The sequence below is a fragment of the Chitinophagaceae bacterium genome (genome assembly GCA_007695095.1).
GTDB lineage: Bacteria > Bacteroidota > Bacteroidia > Chitinophagales > REEL01 > REEL01.
Window position 1 is genome coordinate 1 of the sequence record REEL01000008.1, and the last position, 3,156, is coordinate 3,156.

At 34.3% G+C, this 3,156-nt stretch carries 3 protein-coding genes and 1 pseudogene; 2 read left to right on the forward strand and 2 right to left on the reverse strand.

Annotation, left to right across the window (positions count from 1 at the left end):
- Both EA412_00135 and EA412_00140 read left to right on the forward strand, forming a co-directional pair.
- The coding region (locus EA412_00135; protein ID TVR84810.1) for a hypothetical protein at window positions 1–437 on the forward strand (437 nt) is incomplete at its 5' end.
- 223 nt (window positions 438–660) lie between these two features.
- Window positions 661–861, forward strand: a pseudogene (locus EA412_00140) (hypothetical protein).
- Between the two features lie 397 nt (window positions 862–1,258).
- Here EA412_00140 and EA412_00145 read toward each other — a convergent pair.
- Window positions 1,259–2,095 (reverse strand): hypothetical protein, encoded by an 837-nt coding sequence (locus tag EA412_00145; GenBank protein ID TVR84811.1) that lies wholly within the window; start codon window positions 2,093–2,095, stop codon window positions 1,259–1,261.
- Between the two features lie 18 nt (window positions 2,096–2,113).
- A complete protein-coding gene (locus EA412_00150; GenBank protein ID TVR84812.1) occupies window positions 2,114–2,617 on the reverse strand; it encodes a hypothetical protein in 504 nt (167 codons plus the stop codon).
- Window positions 2,618–3,156: the final 539 nt, after the last annotated feature.

Below are 3,156 nucleotides of genomic sequence, written 5' to 3' on the forward strand. Positions count from 1 at the left end.
TTCTCGTAACAATCATCGTGGGTATCGCGACGGTTGTGGCTATTAACACATTCGGATCTGCTGCAGATTCAGCTAATGTAGATTCAGTCCGGCAGGATTTGGCTACAATTGCGGCCTCCGCACAGGGTTTCTATATGAAGCCAACCATGCTTGGTGGCGGTGGTAGAACATTTGAAGGCATAACATTTGATAATCTGGCATTTCCAGGAACAATAACCAATAATGGTTTAACAGCCTCAAATGAAAATGGAGTATATACTATTCCAGCAGTAGGTGCAAATGCTCAAACTTTCCTTGTAACTGCAATTCCTGCAAGTGAAGCAGATGATGCTACAGAAATAAAAATAGCAGTCTGTCCCAATAACGCTCAAATGGGAATACTTGATGGTCCAGACCCAGATTGTGCGCCTGCGGGAGAAGGAGAAGGTGAAGGATAAAAGTAGTAGTACTAACTTTTATATCTAAAATAAATAAAAAAAAAAGGCTCGTAATAGAGCCTTTTTTATTTTTAATTTTTATTAACTATCCAAATATTGACAGACCTGGTTAATTAAATAAAACATAAATTCAAGTCTATTTTTGTTTACACTTAGAGATAATTTATTACTTTCATATCTCTGTAAGGCTTTAAACTAGCAACATAAATTTAATTGATTTATTATGGGACAACAACAATTACTACTAGTTATACTAGTAACAATCATTGTGGGTATTGCTACAGTGGTAGCTATCAACACATTTGGCACTGCAGCGGATTCTGCAACCCGTGATGCAGTAAGACAAGATCTGGCATCCATTGCTTCTTCTGCACAAGGCTACTTCATGAAACCGATCATGTTGGGAGGAGGAGGACGTTCATTTAATGACATATCATTTGATCATATTTCAATTTCCGGCATTAGAAACAGTTCTACTGAGATCGAAAATGAAAATGGAGTTTACACAATCCCGACTGGCATTACAGGGGATGATTTTATCGTGACTGCGGTAGCAAAAGATTCCGATTTAAGTGAAATTCAGGCTCGGGTTTGTGTGGAAACGATTGTGATGGGCACAATTGGTGGTGGTGCTCCAGGTGATTGTCCGGAGTAATTAAATATTTTTAAAGTCTATCCAAATGCTATAAGACTTTGTGTATAAATCCTGGCGGTGCTGGAACTGCACCCGATGAATTAATTAAACAGCACTAACAGCATGAGGTGGCGAGTAAACGTTAAATAGTTAATAACACTATATAAAGCTCCTTTGGGAGCTTTATCTATATCTGTAGTATTAGAAGAAATGCAAATATAATCATATAAAGAAACTTCAATTTTTGTGAGGTATTTGCACCACAGCCAATGCAAGTTAACAATAAACCGAAAGTTATCACTGTCGCTACTGGATATGTTGTTACTATAAAAGTCATAAGAGCTAGGTGAGCAAGTATGTCTTTGTCAGTATATAAGCTACTTAAGTAAACTATAGCGATAAAACCTTCCAAAAATATTGTCCACCACACCATAAAAAGGGCAATGGAGTTTATATCACTTGTAATTTCAACAGGTAACAGTTCTCCACTGAAAAGAATAGATTTTACTGAATCCATTACAGCTTGGTTGGCCTTAATAAGACTGTCGTCCATTCCTGATATTAATATCGAAAACCATTCAAAACGTACATCACCGCCGATCAATAAATAGGTGAAGAATGTGCCGTCCATAAATTCTGGTGTAATTATTTTCCAAAAAGTAGCAAAGAAAAAGCAAAGGCCTGCCAAAAGTTTAGATGATAAAACGAGAGCTTCTTGCTTATTATCAGTAAATAGTACAACCGATAAATTGAATGCCCAATAAATCATAAGATAAATATGATTATCAATTAAATACCATTCTGAGAAATGATAAACTGAGAGGGTAATTCCTATAACTAACCAAAAAAGAAAGTGAGTTGTAGTTCGGGATACAAGGCCGGCAATGATAAATAATTTAAGAAAAATATCTGTTGTGTGATCGGTAATGTTAAAGAAGAAAATTAATATAAGGCTTAGATAAATAGTCAGCCTTAAATGATCGCTATATAATTCCTGGAAAAATATTTTGAATTTATTCTTCATATCTGCTTAAGAAATGTTTTAATTAAATATCTTCCTAGTAATTGTTTTTGCAGAAATACTATTGTTTGTTTTATCAAGGTTTAACCGGTCGATCTGTATGACTATTGAATTGAAGTCAGTAAAAAGAATTTCGATATCTTTTATATTAACAGGATTTACTGCAATGCAATCATTGGCTATTGATTCAGTCAATGATTGTTCACACTTCCAATTGTAACCATTCAGATATTCGTGTAGAGCTTTTAAATTTCTGTTGTTTGGCAGATAAATAGTTTTTTCGTGCAATTCATTAAATTTTTCTCCGAAAGGAAAAATTACCGGTATTTTTAAAGAATCCTGTTTTAAATAAATTCTTATCACTCTTTCACTATGTTTATCAATAGTTGAAAACATACCAAATCCGCCACCTTTCCATTGAGTAAGATTTTGTGTTTTAACCAATAGAAATTGATTTGCAAATACCATACAAAGAACTATAGGGATCAACAGATAAATCTTTTCTTTTATTGGTTTTGATTTCATAAACATGAATATGTTAAAATGGCATAATGAAGTAAAGCTAGACTTAATAATAATTTTAAACAAAGTCTAAGTTGGGTATTTTGCTTTAGCGAAAGTAAAAATGATATCACTATGGGACAACAAATACTTCTTATAATGATCCTCATCACAGTTATAGTTGGCTTGGTAACAGTAGTGGCCATTAATATCTTCCAATCAGTAGCAGAGGAAGCCAACTTCGACTCCATTAGGACATACTCCAGGCACATTAAATGGCTTCCGGTTCTATAAAAAACCTCTCAATATGAACGGAGGTGGTAGTAGATATGAAAAATATAACGTTGAATTCGATTGGCCAGTCTGAAATGAACGTAAATGCAACTTATGAAATAGGTGTTGTTAATCCGGATTCTTTTCAAATCATTGCAACTTCCGACCGGGGTTTTAAAGTAACGGCTACAATTGAGGGTGATGCTATTACTTGGTTACGGGAAGACGAATAATAAAAATATTTCGTCATACAGATCATAAATTCTGTAACAAAAACCTTTAGAAACGGT